Below are 15,127 nucleotides of genomic sequence, written 5' to 3'. Positions count from 1 at the left end.
GCTTACACGAACAGTGGCAAGTTGATGTTGAGCGCCGGTTTCACAGCGATTTGCCGCCGGCCGCTTCCGGTTGCAGCGTGACGTGGTCGATGCCATGGCGCGCGCGCAGCATCGCGCGTACGGCTTCCAGCACGGCGGGCCATTGCTCCAGGCTGCGGATCTCGATGTGCCCGATCAGTGCCGGATGGCCGGGCGACATGTCCCAGACGTGCATGTCGTGCACGGCCAGTACGCCGTCGACGGCGGCCATGTCGGCGCCCACCTGCACGAAGTCAATCGCGTGCGGCACGGCTTCCATGAGAAAGTGGTACGACTCGCGCAGGATGCCGCTGGTCGAGCGCAGGATCAGCAGCGCGACGAAGATCGACAGGATCGGATCGGCCCGCAGCCACCCGGTGTAATAGATGATGGCGCCGGATGCGATCGCGGCCAGCGAGCCGAGCAGGTCGCCCATCACATTGACGAGCGCGGCGCGCGTGTTGATGCTGTCGTTGTTGCGTGACAGAATCCAGGCAACGAGCAGATTGATCGAGGCGCCCAGGGCAGCTACGACCAGCACGATGCCGCCCTTGACGGGCTCCGGATGGATCAGGCGCTGGATGGCTTCCCAGCCGATCCAGCCCACCAGGGCCAGCATCACCAGGCAATTGACGAACGCGGCCAGCGCTTCGGCGCGCACGAAGCCGAACGAGTGGCGCGCCGATGGGGGGCGCTTGGCGATCATTTGTGCGAGCAGGGCCAGGCCGAGGGCGGCGGCGTCGGTGACCATATGGCCGGCGTCCGAGATCAGGGCCAGCGAGTTCGACAGGAAGCCGGTAATCACCTCGACCAGCGCGAACAGCAACGTCAGGCCCATCGCGAACGCCAGTGCCTTCTGGCTGCGCGCTTCAATGGAATGGGAATGGCTTGCGTCACCGTCGAGGTGGGCATGCAGGTGGGAGGGGTCGTGCGGCTTGTACGTCATCGCCATGCAATCAATATTCGGATGGGGCACCAGTGTAAATCATCGGCGCCCGGGCAGCATGGTGAGCTGGTCAGCAATAAATTTTGTGCGAGGGTTGCAGTTCCCGCATCGGGTCCCTATAATGGCGGCATCGGGCGGTTAGTTCAGCTGGTTAGAATACTTGGTCGACATCCAAGGGGTCGCAGATTCGAATTCTGCACCGCCCACCAGAATATCAGTAAGAGCGAGAAAGGCATCAACGGTTATGACACCGCGAACTACAACCAGGTTGTGGGGGAATCGCTAGGCGCGGTGTGGTGTTCTTTTGCTCGACACAAAGAAGAAAACGCGGCTAGCCCGCGTTTTTTTTCGTCCAGATTTTACTATCCTTGATTCTTGTTATTTAACGGCGCGCGGCGCCACGATTGGAGTACAGCATGTTGAACGTCCGACTTCCCGATGGTTCCAGCCGCCAGTTTGACGGTCCCGTGACGGTGGCGCAGGTAGCGCAGAGCATTGCCCCGAGCCTGGGCAAGGCGGCGCTGGCCGGCAAGGTCAACGGTAAAGTGGTCGACACGTCGTTCCTGATCGACGCCGACGCCGATCTCGCGATCGTTACCGACCGCGACCCTGAAGGCCTGGACGTGATCCGTCACTCGACCGCCCACCTGCTGGCGCACGCGGTCAAGGAGCTGTTCCCTGAAGCCCAGGTGACGATCGGCCCGGTCATCGAAAACGGTTTCTATTACGACTTCTCGTACAAGCGCCCGTTCACCCCGGACGACCTGACGGCCATCGAAAAGAAGATGACCGAGCTGGCCAAGAAGGACGAGCCGGTCACCCGCAAGGTGCTGCCGCGTGACGAAGCCGTCGACTACTTTAAATCGATTGGCGAACACTACAAGGCGGAAATCATTGCCTCGATTCCGGCGAACGAGGATGTCTCGCTGTACACCGAAGGCAGCTTCACCGACCTGTGCCGCGGCCCGCACGTGCCATCGTCCGGCAAGCTGAAAGTCTTCAAGCTGATGAAGCTGGCGGGCGCCTACTGGCGCGGCGACTCGAAGAACGAGATGCTGCAGCGCGTGTACGGCACCGCCTGGACCAAGAAGGAAGACCAGGAGCAGTACCTGCACATGCTCGAAGAAGCCGAAAAGCGCGATCACCGCAAACTCGGCAAGTCGCTGGACCTGTTCCACTTCCAGGAGGAAGCGCCGGGCCTCGTGTTCTGGCATCCGAAGGGCTGGACCATCTGGCAGCAGGTCGAGCAGTACATGCGCCACAAGTACCAGGTCGCGGGCTACAGCGAAGTCAAGGCCCCGCAAATTCTCGACCGCACGCTGTGGGAAAAGACCGGTCACTGGGAAAACTACCGCGACAATATGTTCACGACCGAGTCGGAGAACCGTTCGTACGCATTGAAGCCGATGAATTGCCCGGGCCACGTGCAGATCTACAATTCGGGCATGCGCTCGTACCGCGACCTGCCGCTGCGCTTCGGCGAATTCGGCCAGTGCCACCGCAACGAGCCGTCCGGCGCGCTGCACGGCCTGATGCGCGTGCGCGGCTTTACCCAGGATGACGGCCACATCTTCTGTACCGAAGAGCAGGTCGAGCGCGAAGTCACGTCGTTCCATGCCCAGGCGATGGCCGTGTATGACGATTTCGGCTTTGCCAATATCGACGTCAAGCTGGCGCTGCGTCCCGACAGCCGTATCGGTTCGGACGAGGTCTGGGACCAGGCCGAAGAATCGCTGCGCTCGGCGCTGCGTGCCTGCGGCGTGACCTGGACCGAATTGCCGGGCGAGGGCGCATTCTATGGTCCGAAGATCGAGTACCACCTGAAGGATAGCCTCGGCCGTCCATGGCAGGTCGGCACCGTGCAGGTCGACTTCTCGATGCCGGGCCGCCTTGGTTCCGAGTATGTGGCCGAAGACAACACCCGCCGCGTGCCGGTGATGCTGCACCGTGCGATCGTCGGTTCGATGGAACGTTTCATCGGTATCCTGATCGAAAACTACGCCGGCGCGCTGCCGCTCTGGCTGGCGCCGGTGCAAGTGGCGGTGCTCAACATCTCGGATGCGCAGGGCGACTACGTGAAAGAAGTCGAGGCCAAGCTGCGCGCGGCAGGCCTGCGTGTTCACGCTGATTTGCGCAATGAGAAGATCACCTATAAAATACGTGAACATTCCGTCCAAAAACTGCCGTATATCCTCGTTGTTGGGGATAAAGAAAAAGACGCGAATACCGTGGCTGTGCGAGCCCGAGGCAACGTCGATCTGGGCGTGATGTCCGTCGATGCACTCGTGGAACGTCTGGTGGGCGAAGTCGCCGCCAAGACCAAGTAATCCCGGCCAAATTTCAATACGTTCAAAGGAAACAACATAGCTACTGACAAGAATAATCGCATCAATGGCGAGATCACCCATCCCGAAATGCGTTTGAACGGCGTAGAGAACGAGCCATTGGGCATCGTTAGTCTCGCCGACGCGTTCCGCATGGCCGAAGAACTGAACGTCGACCTGGTCGAGATCGCGCCAAACGCGGTCCCGCCGGTCTGCCGCCTGATGGACTACGGCAAGTTCAAGTATTCGGAGCAAAAAAAGGCGCATGAGGCGAAGCTCAAGCAGAAGATCATCCAGGTCAAGGAAGTCAAATTCCGCCCGGGTACCGATGATGGCGACTACAACATCAAGTTGCGTAACCTCATCAAGTTCCTGGAAGAAGGCGACAAAGCCAAGATCACGCTGCGCTTCCGCGGCCGTGAAATGGCCCACCAGGATATCGGTATGCGTGTGCTCGAGCGTCTGCGCACGGATCTCGATGCAGTCGGTCAGGTGGAGCAGTTCCCGAAACTCGAAGGTCGCCAGATGATCATGGTGGTCGCGCCGAGGAAGAAGAAGTAATTCTTCGCCGGGAGCATCCAGAGCCGGGTCCGCGTTGCAGGCAGTGTCTGCAGCTCGGCCCGGCTTTATTGCGCCCGTATGCCCGGTGTCGCCGGTTAACAGTGTTTCTTGCTGTCGGCTATCGCAGCGCGTGGAAGCTGTGCTACAATCTTCGATTCCTGTTTGCGACAAGCAGGTTGTAGCAGGCTCAACGTCTGCTGCAAAACAAGTGAAAGTAGGCATCTAAGAGCAGCGTCGCTGCCACCTGCAATCCTGTTACATATGAGACTGTCCGCGAGGGCAGATGACTATGCCAAAAATGAAAACCAAAAGCAGCGCGAAGAAACGTTTTCGCGTGCGTCCAGGTGGTACTGTGAAATCGGGTATGGCGTTCAAGCGTCACATCCTGACCAAGAAGACCACCAAGAACAAGCGCCAACTGCGCGGCACCCGCAACATCAATGCAGCAGACGTCACGTCCGTCTACCGCATGATGCCATCTGCTTAATCTCACACTAAGGAGCTACTATGCCTAGAGTTAAACGTGGGGTTACAGCACGTGCCCGTCATAAGAAGGTTCTTGACCTTGCCAAAGGTTACCGCGGTCGTCGCAGCAAGGTATATCGTGTTGCCAAGCAAGCAGTCATGCGCGCTGGCCAATACGCATACCGTGACCGTCGCAACAAGAAGCGCGTCTTCCGCGCACTGTGGATCACCCGTATCAACGCGGCATCGCGTTCGCACGGCATGACCTACAGCGTGTTCATGAACGGCCTGAAGAAGTCCGCGATTGAACTGGACCGTAAAGTCCTGGCCGACATGGCTGTGCATGACAAGCCGGCATTCGCCGCGATTGTCAGCGCCGTCAAGGCCAAGCTGGCTGCTTGATTCGTTAAGCTGCTAAGCAAGTTGGTGCCGCGCCCCTCACCGGGCGTGGTGCACAAAGAAGCGGGGCAAGGTTCACACCTGTGCCCCGTTTTTGATTCTGGCGTCTCCCGCCAACGAAAAACAGGAAAAGAACAAGCATGAACCTGGAAGAACTCGTCGTCGCGGCACGTGCCGATCTCGCGGAGGCGCCAGACGCCGCCGCGCTTGAAAATGCGAAAGCCAAGTACCTGGGCAAGACTGGCCAGGTCACCGACCTGATGAAGGGTCTGGGCAAGCTCGATCCCGATGCGCGCAAGGCGCAGGGCGCCCTGATCAATGCCGCCAAAGAACAAATCGAACAGGCATTGACCGCGCGCCGCGATGCGCTCGCCGAGGCGCAGCTGCAGGCGCGTCTTTCCATGGAGGCCATCGACGTGACGCTGCCCGGCCGTGGCCGCTCGAAGGGTGGCATCCACCCGGTGATGCGCACCTGGGAACGCGTCGAGCAGATCTTCCGCTCCATCGGTTTCGACGTGGCCGACGGCCCCGAGATCGAAAACGACTGGACAAACTTCACTGCACTGAACAGCCCCGAAAATCACCCGGCCCGTTCGATGCAGGACACCTTCTATATCGACGGCAACGACAGCACCGGCAAGCCGCTGCTGCTGCGCACGCACACGAGCCCGATGCAGGTGCGCTATGCCCGCACGCACACGCCGCCGATCAAGGTCATCGCACCGGGGCGCACCTACCGCGTCGACAGTGACGCGACCCACTCGCCGATGTTCCACCAGGTCGAAGGCCTGTGGATCGGTGAAAACATCAGCTTCGCCGACCTGAAGGGCGTGTACCTGAACTTCGTCCAGGCCTTCTTCGAGACCGACGACCTGCAAGTGCGCTTCCGCCCGTCATATTTCCCGTTTACCGAACCGTCGGCCGAGATCGACATCGCGTTCGGCTCCGGTCCGCTCAAGGGCCGCTGGCTCGAAGTCTCGGGCGCCGGCCAGGTGCACCCGACGGTGGTGCGCAACTTCGGGCTCGACCCGGAAAAATTCATCGGCTTCGCGTTCGGCTCCGGTCTCGAGCGCCTGACGATGCTGCGTTATGGAATCAGTGATTTGCGCCTGTTCTACGAAGGCGACCTGCGCTTCCTGAAGCAGTTCAATTAATTCGACGCTGAGGCACAAAGATTATGCAATTCTCCGAAAACTGGCTCCGCTCGATCGTCAATCCGCAGATCAATTCAGATGAGCTGTCCCACCTGCTGACCATGTCGGGCCTCGAAGTGGAAGAGGTCGAGGCGGTCGCGCCACCGTTCTCGAACGTGGTCGTGGCCGAGGTCAAGGAAGTGGTCAAGCACCCGAACGCCGACCGCCTGAACGTGTGCCAGGTCGATGTCGGCACCGGCACCTTGCTCAACATCGTGTGCGGCGCGCCAAACGTGCGCGCCGGCATGAAAGCGATCTGCGCGAAAGCCGGCGCCGTACTGCCGCCAGGCGCCGATGGCAAGCCGTTTGAAATCAAGGTTGGCCAACTGCGCGGCGTCGAGTCGCAGGGCATGATGTGCTCGAGCAAAGAGCTGGGCATCTCCGAAGAGAGCAATGGCCTGATGGAACTGCCGGCCGACGCGCCGGTGGGCCAGAGCATTCGCGACTACCTGGGCCTGGACGACCTGAAGTTCACGATCAAGTTGACGCCGAACAAGGCCGATTGCCTGTCCGTGCTGGGCGTGGCGCGCGAAGTGGCGGCCCTGACCGGCGCACCGCTGACGCTCGAGCCGACCCGCACGGTAGCAGTCAACAGCGACGAGATCCTGCCCGTTAAGGTATCGGCGCCGGACCTGTGCGGCCGTTTCGCCGGCCGCGTGATCCGCGGCCTGAATGCGCGCGCGGCCACGCCCGAGTGGATGAAGCGCCGCCTGGAACGCAGCGGCCAGCGCTCGGTGTCGGCCCTGGTCGACATCTCCAACTACGTGATGCTCGAAGTCGGCCGTCCGTCGCATGTGTTCGACCTGGCCAAGATCCACGGCAGCCTCGACGTACGCTGGGGCAAGGCCGGCGAATCGCTCAAGCTCCTGAATGGCAACACCGTCGCCGTCGACGAATGGGTGGGCGTGATTGCCGATGAACAGCAGATCGAATCGCTGGCTGGCATCATGGGTGGCGATTCGACCGCCGTGTCGCTCGACACCACCGATATCTATCTGGAAGCGGCATTCTGGTGGCCGAACGCTATCCAGGGCCGTGCTCGCCGCTTCAATTTCTCGACCGATGCTGCGCACCGCTTCGAGCGCGGCGTGGACTACGCGACCGTGCCCGAGCACCTCGAGCGCATCACGGCGCTCCTGATCGATATCTGCGGCACGCCCGACAGCAAGGTCGGCCCGATCGATGACCAGATCGTCAACCTGCCGGTGCGTACGCCCGTGGTGCTGCGCACCGCGCGCGCCGCGCAAGTGATCGGCGTGCCGCTGACCGACGCCGTGATCGCCGACATCTTCACGCGCCTGCAACTGGGCTTCGTGCAAGAAGAAGGCGTGTTCCACGTGACGGCGCCGACCTACCGCTTCGACATCGAGATCGAGGAAGACCTGATCGAAGAAGTTGCGCGCGTCTATGGCTTCGAGAACATTCCGACCCGCCCGCCCACCGCGCCGAGCGCGATGCTGATCGAGCCGGAAAACACTCGCTCGCTGTTCGCGATCCGGCACCAGCTGGCCGACCTGGGTTTCCAGGAAGTGGTCAACATGAGTTTTGTCGAAAGCACGTGGGAGCAGGATTTCGCCGGTAACCTCGAACCGATCCGCCTGCAGAACCCGATCGCCAGCCAGCTCAGCGTGATGCGTTCGTCGCTGATCGGCAGCCTGGTCGCCAACGTGCGCTACAACATCAACCGCAAGGCCGGCCGCGTGCGCGCGTTCGAAGTCGGCGGCGTGTTCAAGCGCAACGCGTCGATCATGGATGGCCCGCTGACGGTGGCCGGTTACGACCAGCCAAAGCGCGTTGCCGCGATCGCCTACGGCCCGGCGCTCGACGAGCAGTGGGACGTCGCCACGCGCGCTGTCGACTTCTTCGATCTGAAGGCCGATCTCGAAGCGTTGTTCGCGCCGCGCCAGCTGCGTTTCTCGACCGCGGAACACCCGGCGCTGCATCCGGGCCGCTCGGCCACCGTGACGCTGGACGACCAGCAGATCGGCGTGATCGGCGAGCTGCACCCGCGCTGGCTGCAAAAGTATGATCTGCCGCAAGCACCAGTTGTGTTCGAGGTCGATGCTGAAGCATTGCGCGGTCGTATCGTGCCCGTGTATGCCGAGATTTCCAAGTTCCCGGGCGCCACGCGTGACCTCGCGCTGGTGGTCAAACAGGACGTGCCGGCCCAGTCCGTACTCGACGCTTTTACTGCTGAAATCGCAGTAAATCCTATGGGAAAGATCGTGCAAGCCGTTGTTTTGTTTGATGAATATCGCGGCAAGGGTCTCGAAGCGGATAAAAAAAGCCTTGCTTTCCGCTTTAGCTTGCAAGATACTCAATCGACACTGCAGGACGATGCGGTCGACGCCATCATGGCGGCGGTGCTCGCCACTGCTTCAACCAAACTGAACGCGAAGCTGCGTGCATAATATGCATTTCCAGGCCGACAGCACACGGGTCCCAAGCCGTGTTGCTGTCGCCGCGGCATCGTTTGACTTACGGGCAGGGCCTCAAAATTAACAATAACGACGTTGATTCGACCGTGTTCCAGGAAGCCCTCGTGGCTGACCTGGATCGTGCAATGCTGGTGGCGCGCGTGCGTAAAGAGGCAGAGCAGTCATTGCCCACGCTGACCAAGGCCGAGCTGGCCGAACTGCTGTTCGAGCAGGTCGGGCTGAACAAGCGCGAAGCCAAGGACATGGTCGAGACCTTCTTCGACGAGATCCGCAATGCACTCGAGCGCGGCGAAGCCGTCAAGCTGTCGGGCTTTGGCAATTTCCAGTTGCGCGACAAGCCGCAGCGGCCTGGCCGCAATCCGAAAACCGGGGAAGAAATTCCCATTACGGCACGCCGCGTCGTGACGTTCCACGCCAGCCAGAAGCTCAAGGCCATGGTGGAAGAAGCCGGGCCAGGCAGTTCGGGCTCGGGTTCGATGGCGCGCGCAGCCTGATTAAACGATGAACGACCGACCAAACAAGACCGAACCCACCGTGCTGCCACCCATTCCGGCCAAACGTTATTTCACGATTGGGGAAGTCAGTGAGCTGTGCGGTGTCAAACCCCATGTGTTGCGCTACTGGGAGCAGGAATTCACCCAGCTCAAGCCCGTCAAGCGTCGCGGCAACCGCCGCTATTACCAGCACCACGAGGTGCTGCTGATCCGGCGTATCCGTGAATTGCTGTACGAGCAGGGCTTCACCATCAGCGGCGCCCGTAACCGGCTCGACCATCGCGCAACCGTCGTGGCCGAGCTCGATGAAGAACGTCTGCGCGACACCCCACCGGCCATCGATGGCGACAAATTGCGCGCCGGCTTGCTGGACATTCTCGATCTGCTGAAACACGGATCGCAGCCAGCGCCCTAGTGCAGGCCAGCACTTCACGCCATCGACCAGATTGCCGTACCAGATTGCGCCGGTTCGCCCGGGACCCGCAGGCAGCGGGTCGTCGCCGGGTCAAGCACCACGTTTGATCACTCATGCATTCGTACCGCTGTTGAAGGCAGGCCGCGGAGTGTTAAAATGTCACTCGCGCGATGCTGAATGACACGCATCAACCGGGCGGAGCAGATCCGGCACTTTCCTGCGCAAGGAAAATTTAAGGGAAGACAATGATACGCGTTGCCATTTGTGACGATCACCAGATAGTACGAGCAGGTTTCAAGCAGATTTTTTCGTCGTCGGGCGACTTTGAAGTCGTGGCCGAGGGCGCTACAGGCCGTGAGGCGCTCGATATCGCGCGCCGCGAGATTTGCGACGTGCTGCTGCTCGACATCGCCATGCCAGACCAAAGCGGCATCGACATCCTGCGTACGATCCGCCAGGGCCAGCCCAATCTGCCCGTGCTGATCCTGTCGGGTTATCCGGCGCAACAATATGCGCTGAACCTGTTCAAGATGGGCGCGAACGGCTACCTCAACAAGGAATGCGAAGCGGACGAGCTCAAGACAGCCGTGCGCACCGTGTTCCAGGGGCGGCGTTACGTCTCGTCGACGGTTGGCGAATTGCTGGCCCAGAGTTTTGACCGCGATCCGAACACGGCGCTGCACACCGAATTGTCCGATCGAGAATTCCAGGTGTTCCTGCGTCTGGCGAAGGGCGCGACCGTGTCCGATATCGGCAATGCGCTGTCGCTGTCGATCAAGACCGTGTCGACCTACCGCACCAGGATCATGGAGAAAATGGGCCTGCAGTCCAACTCCGACTTGACCTACTATGCCATGAAGAACAATCTGCTCGACTAAGAGCGCGCTGATGATTCCTGTCAGATTGGTTCCATAACGCGCTTCGGCGCGTTTTGTCATTGGGGCGGCGGTAAAACGAGTTCAACAGTATCCACCACCATCAGATGCAACAAATAGTTACGTCGGGCCATTTTGCGGCGCAACAATACGTCCTTACAGGTAGAATGCGAGGCCGCGTTGTCAGCGTGAAAGGATGTCTGGATGTATTTTTCTACCACCTGGGCCGAGCGCCCGGCCCGTCGTCTTCCTCTTCACAAGTCTGTGCTGTGCCTCGTATGCGTGGTGCTGCTTGTGCTCAATGGCATATTCTTGCTGCGCAATCTCGATGATTTGCGCGACGCCAATCTGCTCCAGGCGCAGACCGCCCAGGTCTCCGACGAACTGCAATACCTGAATCTCCTCGTCACGGATGCCGAATCTAGTCTGCGTGGCTATTTCCTGTCGAACGATGCGGTCTATCTGAGCCCGCTGCGCGGCGCGCCGCAGCAGATCGATGGCCAGCTGCGCGCACTTGGCGTGCTGCTTGCCGATAATCCTTCTCAAACCCGCAATCTGGCGCAATTGCGCGCTCTCGTCCAGCGCAAGCTGGCCTTGCTGAACCAGTCCCTGGAAGTATTCCGCAACGGTGGCCTGGATGACATCGTCGCGATCGCCGCATCACCGGACGAGCGCGCAGAGATGGATGAAATCCGCCTGCAGGTGGTGATCATGGCGCGTGAACAAAACGAGTTGCTCAAGTCGCGCACTGCCGGGTTTTATCAGCAATACCGTCATGCCGCGCTGTTTGGCGTTAGCATCAATGTCGCGGCCATCATCATCCTGCTGCTCTTTTACAAGCTGGTGGAGCGGGCCTTCGGGGCGCGCCTCGATGCCGAGCACGCGTTGCAGCAGACGAACGACGGGCTCGAGCATATCGTCGCGGAACGTACTGCACAATTATCCGTACTGTCACGCCATCTGATTCGCGTGTCGGAAGAAGAGAAATCACGACTTGCACGCGAACTGCACGATGAGATGGGCGCCAACCTGACGGCAATTGGCATTGATCTTGCCACGGTCATTGATCGCTTGCGTGCGAGCGAACCGGATCTGATGGACAAACTTGGCCGCGCGCGCCGCACGCTGGTCGATACCGTGCAGCTCAAGCGCCGCATCGTCGAGAACCTGCGGCCGAGCCTGCTCGACAATATGGGCTTGTCGGCTGCGCTGCAAAGTTACTGCGCCGATTACGCGCGCGTCACGTCGCTCGATTGCGATGCGCTGATCGATCCCGACGTGGATGCAGCCGGTCCGACACAGGCCATCGCCTTGTTCCGCATCACGCAGGAAGCGCTCAACAATATCGCGAAGTACGCGAAGGCGCGCAATGTCATCGTCAACCTGACGCGGGAGCCGACTGGATGGGGGCTGGAAATTACCGACGATGGTATCGGCATCCCTGATGGCATGTTGACCGGCACGAGATCCCATGGCTTGCTTGGCATGCGTGAGCGCGCCTTGCTACTGGGCGGAACCCTGGTGGTGGAGCGGGGAGTGAATGACGTTGGAACGTGTGTTCGGGCCTTGATTCCGGCATTGGCGCCGGGTGGCAATGAGGTGGCAGGCACTGCTTGCGCGCCGCCGGCCCTGACGCAGAGTGCAGGGCCGGATTATCAGGATCCGCTACCGCACAGGGCGGCGAATCCGGGTTGACTGCTTAGCGTGCGACGTCCGACAGCAGGCGGTCGTATTCCGACTTGGCGACCTTGTAGCATTCGCCAGCGTAGTCTTCCAGGCCAGCACGGTCGAGCACGGTGATGTTGCCGCGACGGTACTGGATCAGGCCCTCGTCTTGCAGCTTGCCAGCGGCAGCAGTGATGCTTTCGCGGCGGACACCCAGCATGATCGAGATCAGTTCCTGGGTCACTTTCAGTTCGTTGCTTGCTGAACGATCCAGACGGTCGAGCAACCAGCGGCACAGCTTCTGTTCAATCGAGCTGTGACGGCCACCGACAGCGTTCTGTGCCATCTGGGCGAACAGGGCGTTGGTGTAGCGCATCAGCAGTTGTGGCAGGGCGCCGCCGCGGTTGAAGGCGTCACGCAGGTACTGGGTGCGCAGGCGATAACCGTAACCGGCGCTTTGCACGACAGCCGAGCAGGTAGCACGCTCACCCATGAACAGCGACACGCCGACTGCGCCTTCGTGGCCGACGACAGCGATCTCGGTCGTGGCGCCATCTTCCATCACATACAGCAGCGACACGATTGCCGTTGTCGGGAAATACACGTATTCCAGTTTGCTGCCATACTCGAACAGTTCTTTACCGAATGGCATCGCCACCAGTTCGAGGTGGTCGAACATCTCTTCGAGGTCCATGCGTGGCAGTGCTGCCAGCAATTCATTTTGTTGGGTGCCGCTGTAGCTGACGATCGGTTTAGACTGGGACTTCATTGCCTCACTCGTGGCAGGGGTCTGGCTTTTTGCTTTTTGTGTGATACCAGCAAGTTGAGTGTTGTTCATTTTATGTCCTCTTAGGTCTATCGTGCGTCGGGTGCAAGTCAGAAGGCGTATGGTGCTTGCCTTGTTGCGATGTGTGTACTTTACGTCCACCGTCTGTTAACGCACATAAGACATGTAGTCGCCCCGGTGTAGGTTGCAAGCATCATCACGTGTCAGCCCAGTCCTACTGGGAGAAATGCCTGTTTTGCCCCTGAAAGGCGTTGTATTTTGTTATGGAAACAAAAAATAACGCATAATTCGGGGTGCCGGCGGTGATGTTCATCGTCCACAAAACAGGGTATTCCTACAAATGCTGCGCACTGAGCCGCGAACCGGACCGCACATCGGGCTGCATATATTGCTTGTCGAAGACGATGCCGTGCTCGCCGACGGTTTGCTGCGTGCGCTTCACGCGCAGGACATGACGGTTCACCTGGTGCGCGACGGCCTTGCCGCTGACACTGCCTTGCAATGTGCCGAGTCTGCCCCCACATTCGATGTCGCCGTGCTGGATATCGGCCTGCCCGGGATCGATGGTTTCGAGGTGGTACGCCGCCTGCGCGCGCGTGGCGGCGCAATCCCCGTCCTCCTCTTGACCGCCCGTGACGCCGTCGAAGACCGCGTACGCGGCCTGGAAACCGGCGCTGACGACTATCTGGTCAAACCCTTTGCCACTGCCGAACTGGTCGCCCGCATCCGCGCGCTGGCCCGCCGCCACGCCCCCCCGTCGTCCGTGCTGACACTAGGCCGTCTGAGCCTGGACAGCGCCACGCGCCGCGCGCGCATCGGCGAAGGCGCCATTGAATTGTCCGTGCGCGAGTGGGGCGTGCTCGAATACCTGCTGCAGCATGCAGGGCGCGTCGTCTCCAAGCAGCAGATCCTCGACGCCATCCTGCCCTGGGGCGACGATGTCACGCTCAACGCCGTGGAAGTCTATGTCTCGCGCCTGCGCCTGAAGCTCGATGGCGCCGACGTGGCGATCCGCACCATCCGCGGCTTCGGCTACCTGCTCGAAGCGTCCACATGATCGGGTCCTCCCGGTGAACAGCATCCGCCTGCGCCTGCTGAAATGGCTGCTCGGGCCGATCCTGCTCGTCAATCTCGTGCTTGCCGCGCTGGTCGCGGGCCTGGCCTGGACACCCGCCCAGGTGGCCTTCGATGCCGGCCTCATGGACACCGCCACGGCCCTGGCAGGCCGTGTGGCCGCCGGTGGCGCAGCCAGCCTGCCGCCCGTGGCCCCTGCGGCGACAGGCGAGCGCGCCTGGTTCGCGGTGCGCGACGTGGGAGGCCGGCATCTCGAAGGCAGCGCGGGATTTCCGGCATTGCGGCCCGGCGCGCCGGCGTACGACGCCGACGTCAATGGTGAGCCGGTGCGCGTTGTCGCGCTGGCCGTGGCCACGCCAAACGGCATCCGGCACGTCGGCGTGGCCCGCACACTGCGCCAGCGCCTCGAGGTGCGCGCCGCCATCGTGCGCTCGCTCGTCGTGCTGGTCTCACTCGGCACGCTGACGCTGGTTGGCGTCGTCTGGCTCTCGGTCGGCAATGGCTTGCGGCCACTCGCGCGCATCCGCGCCGAGCTGGCCAGGCGTGGCCCGGACGACCTCGCGCCCATTCCCGGCGACGGGGTGCCGTATGAAATCGCACCGGTGGTCAGCGGCTTCAACGACCTGCTGGACAAAGTCGAGGCCGGCGCGCGGGCCCAGCGCGACTTTCTGGCCGATATGGCGCACCAGCTCCGCACGCCGCTGGCCGGCGTGCAACTGCAGCTCGAATGGTTGCATGCCCGCCACGCGCAGGACGCCGACACCGTGGCCTCGCTCGCCATGATGGGCCTGGCCAACGAGCGCATGATCCGCCAGGTCAACCAGTTGCTGGCGCTGGCGCGGGCGAGGGAAGGGCGGCCGGGTGACCATGCCGGCCCGCTCGACCTGGCGCTGCTGGTGCAGGAGTCGATCCAGTTCTTCGTCGACAAGGCGGCGCGCAAGGGGATCGATCTGGGCTTCGAGCTGGCGCCAGCGCCGGTCACGGGCGACGCCTTTCAGCTGCGCGACCTGATCGACAACCTGGTCGACAATGCACTGCGCTATACGCCGGACGGCGGGCAGGTGACGGTCGGTTGCGGGCTGGATGACGGGGTAACGCAGTTTTTTGTGGTTGATTCCGGCCCCGGCATTCCTGCTGCCCGGCGCGCCGCCGTGTTCGAGCGCTTCGTACGGCTCGATGACAAGTCCACTGGCAGCGGCCTGGGGCTGGCGATCGTGCGCGACATCGCGCGCGCTCACGGCGCGGCCGTAACGATCGGTGAGGCAGCAGGCGGCGGCGCGCACGTCATTGTGCGTTTTGGCGCATCAACGACGTCCGGCTGACAACCTGTCCGTCGGCTGCGGCAAACGCGGCAATCCCCTAAACCAGGTTGTTGCGTCAAGCCGGCACCGCATTTTGCGCGGCTGTCAGGGTTTTGTCAGCATTCCCTCAGGGAAATGACAGCTTCATGCATTATGATTCCACCTGGAAACA

Annotated in this window: 14 protein-coding genes and 1 tRNA gene; 13 read left to right on the top strand and 2 right to left on the bottom strand. The window is 61.4% G+C overall.

The genetic code is table 11. The features are described from left to right. Positions 1-40: 40 nt before the first annotated feature. Complete coding sequence (locus tag AC56LV_RS07565) at positions 41-964, bottom strand: cation diffusion facilitator family transporter (RefSeq protein ID WP_499456767.1); 924 nt, start codon at positions 962-964, stop codon at positions 41-43. Between the two features lie 132 nt (positions 965-1,096). Between AC56LV_RS07565 and AC56LV_RS07560 the strand changes: the two genes are divergently transcribed. From AC56LV_RS07560 to AC56LV_RS07510, 11 genes are all read left to right on the top strand, one after another. Further along, positions 1,097-1,173: transfer RNA gene (locus tag AC56LV_RS07560), tRNA-Val, on the top strand. A 207-nt stretch (positions 1,174-1,380) separates the two neighbouring features. Then, complete coding sequence (gene thrS / locus AC56LV_RS07555) at positions 1,381-3,291, top strand: threonine--tRNA ligase (protein WP_183553081.1); 1,911 nt, start codon at positions 1,381-1,383, stop codon at positions 3,289-3,291. Positions 3,292-3,378: 87 nt separating this feature from the next. Beyond that, entirely contained in the window at positions 3,379-3,849 is a 471-nt protein-coding gene (gene infC / locus AC56LV_RS07550; RefSeq protein ID WP_221290154.1) for a translation initiation factor IF-3, read from the top strand. Positions 3,850-4,138: 289 nt separating this feature from the next. Then, the gene (gene rpmI / locus AC56LV_RS07545) at positions 4,139-4,336 is read left to right on the top strand and encodes a 50S ribosomal protein L35 (RefSeq protein ID WP_183553079.1); all 198 of its coding nucleotides are present in this window, start codon (positions 4,139-4,141) and stop codon (positions 4,334-4,336) included. A gap of 20 nt (positions 4,337-4,356) precedes the next feature. Then, entirely contained in the window at positions 4,357-4,716 is a 360-nt protein-coding gene (rplT, locus tag AC56LV_RS07540; RefSeq protein WP_183553077.1) for a 50S ribosomal protein L20, read from the top strand. A 137-nt stretch (positions 4,717-4,853) separates the two neighbouring features. Next, complete coding sequence (gene pheS, locus AC56LV_RS07535) at positions 4,854-5,867, top strand: phenylalanine--tRNA ligase subunit alpha (protein WP_499556741.1); 1,014 nt, start codon at positions 4,854-4,856, stop codon at positions 5,865-5,867. A gap of 23 nt (positions 5,868-5,890) precedes the next feature. Further along, complete coding sequence (pheT, locus tag AC56LV_RS07530; protein WP_499556740.1) at positions 5,891-8,317, top strand: phenylalanine--tRNA ligase subunit beta; 2,427 nt, start codon at positions 5,891-5,893, stop codon at positions 8,315-8,317. A gap of 152 nt (positions 8,318-8,469) precedes the next feature. Next, complete coding sequence (locus tag AC56LV_RS07525) at positions 8,470-8,838, top strand: integration host factor subunit alpha (protein WP_499556791.1); 369 nt, start codon at positions 8,470-8,472, stop codon at positions 8,836-8,838. Positions 8,839-8,845: 7 nt separating this feature from the next. Next, positions 8,846-9,253, top strand: a complete 408-nt coding sequence (locus AC56LV_RS07520) for a MerR family transcriptional regulator (protein ID WP_499556739.1) — start codon at positions 8,846-8,848, stop codon at positions 9,251-9,253. A gap of 245 nt (positions 9,254-9,498) precedes the next feature. After that, positions 9,499-10,131, top strand: a complete 633-nt coding sequence (locus tag AC56LV_RS07515; protein WP_091873377.1) for a response regulator — start codon at positions 9,499-9,501, stop codon at positions 10,129-10,131. A 201-nt stretch (positions 10,132-10,332) separates the two neighbouring features. Beyond that, positions 10,333-11,823, top strand: a complete 1,491-nt coding sequence (locus AC56LV_RS07510) for a CHASE3 domain-containing protein (RefSeq protein ID WP_499556738.1) — start codon at positions 10,333-10,335, stop codon at positions 11,821-11,823. A gap of 4 nt (positions 11,824-11,827) precedes the next feature. On the opposite strand, the gene AC56LV_RS07505 is transcribed toward AC56LV_RS07510, so the two are convergent. Next, positions 11,828-12,631 (bottom strand): Crp/Fnr family transcriptional regulator, encoded by an 804-nt coding sequence (locus AC56LV_RS07505; RefSeq protein WP_183553067.1) that lies wholly within the window; start codon positions 12,629-12,631, stop codon positions 11,828-11,830. Positions 12,632-12,959: 328 nt separating this feature from the next. Here AC56LV_RS07505 and AC56LV_RS07500 point away from each other — a divergent pair, with 328 nt between their 5' ends. Both AC56LV_RS07500 and AC56LV_RS07495 read left to right on the top strand, forming a co-directional pair. Beyond that, on the top strand, positions 12,960-13,637 hold the full coding sequence (locus AC56LV_RS07500) for a response regulator transcription factor (RefSeq protein WP_499556790.1): 678 nt from the start codon (positions 12,960-12,962) through the stop codon (positions 13,635-13,637). A gap of 13 nt (positions 13,638-13,650) precedes the next feature. After that, a complete protein-coding gene (locus tag AC56LV_RS07495; RefSeq protein ID WP_499556737.1) occupies positions 13,651-14,976 on the top strand; it encodes a sensor histidine kinase in 1,326 nt (441 codons plus the stop codon). Positions 14,977-15,127 lie beyond the last annotated feature (151 nt).

This window comes from Telluria sp. RB2R28 (assembly GCF_059685835.1).
Note: the sequence above shows the minus strand (reverse complement) of the source record. Positions and strands in the feature narration are given on the sequence as shown.

Bases quoted from the DNA above. Each gene is read 5' to 3' on its own strand.
- rpmI (WP_183553079.1), top strand. From the start codon at position 4,139: ATGCCAAAAATGAAAACCAAAAGCAGCGCGAAGAAACGTTTTCGCGTG.
- AC56LV_RS07505 (WP_183553067.1), bottom strand. From the start codon at position 12,631: ATGAACAACACTCAACTTGCTGGTATCACACAAAAAGCAAAAAGCCAG.
- AC56LV_RS07515 (WP_091873377.1), top strand. From the start codon at position 9,499: ATGATACGCGTTGCCATTTGTGACGATCACCAGATAGTACGAGCAGGT.
- infC (WP_221290154.1), top strand. From the start codon at position 3,379: ATGCGTTTGAACGGCGTAGAGAACGAGCCATTGGGCATCGTTAGTCTC.
- AC56LV_RS07520 (WP_499556739.1), top strand. From the start codon at position 8,846: ATGAACGACCGACCAAACAAGACCGAACCCACCGTGCTGCCACCCATT.
- AC56LV_RS07525 (WP_499556791.1), top strand. From the start codon at position 8,470: ATGCTGGTGGCGCGCGTGCGTAAAGAGGCAGAGCAGTCATTGCCCACG.
- AC56LV_RS07565 (WP_499456767.1), bottom strand. From the start codon at position 964: ATGACGTACAAGCCGCACGACCCCTCCCACCTGCATGCCCACCTCGAC.
- pheT (WP_499556740.1), top strand. From the start codon at position 5,891: ATGCAATTCTCCGAAAACTGGCTCCGCTCGATCGTCAATCCGCAGATC.
- pheS (WP_499556741.1), top strand. From the start codon at position 4,854: ATGAACCTGGAAGAACTCGTCGTCGCGGCACGTGCCGATCTCGCGGAG.
- thrS (WP_183553081.1), top strand. From the start codon at position 1,381: ATGTTGAACGTCCGACTTCCCGATGGTTCCAGCCGCCAGTTTGACGGT.
- AC56LV_RS07510 (WP_499556738.1), top strand. From the start codon at position 10,333: ATGTATTTTTCTACCACCTGGGCCGAGCGCCCGGCCCGTCGTCTTCCT.
- rplT (WP_183553077.1), top strand. From the start codon at position 4,357: ATGCCTAGAGTTAAACGTGGGGTTACAGCACGTGCCCGTCATAAGAAG.